General features: G+C 42.1%; 1 protein-coding gene. It reads right to left on the reverse strand.

Annotated features, from left to right (window positions below; all coding sequences use genetic code 11):
• Window positions 1-393 (reverse strand): FAD-dependent oxidoreductase (locus HW443_RS12890; protein WP_176238410.1); only part of this gene is annotated, 393 nt, incomplete at its 3' end.
• Window positions 394-515 lie beyond the last annotated feature (122 nt).

A 515-nucleotide genomic window follows, 5' to 3' on the forward strand; every position in this document is an offset into this window, starting at 1 on the left:
TCTGTTTTCCCTTGCCGTTATTTTCCTCCCTGTCCCCTCAAAATGTCTGAACTCAGCCTCAAATAACCGTGCCCCTTTTACCTTTGCGTCTTCCCTCAATAGAGAATCAAATTCGCCCCATTTGACTATGGAAATAAAACTGCCTTTAAGTCCTATTTCAAGGGCATTGCCACTGGGGGATACAATCTTTACCTTTTTGACATCTTTTTTGATAATATTTCTGGGTATGCCTAATTCATCGAAGGCAGTATCAGGTATTCCGCCGCCACAGGGCTTGACAAAAGAAAAATCCCTTTCAATCAGGATTGTGTCTATTCCTTCTTTTGCAAGGAAACGGGCTGTTGTTGAACCTGCAGGTCCCCCGCCTATTACAAGCGCCTTAGTTCTGAGCATAACAAGATACCCGATTCATAATGCAGGATGCATGATTCATGCTTTTTATCCTGTTTCTTTCATACTGCACCTTGTATCCTTAAAAGCTCGGAGTGAATGGTTAGTGACTCCTTTTCTTTTTT

The organism is Candidatus Hakubella thermalkaliphila, from assembly GCF_013281975.1.
Taxonomy (GTDB): Bacteria; Actinomycetota; Humimicrobiia; order Hakubellales; family Hakubellaceae; genus Hakubella; species Hakubella thermalkaliphila.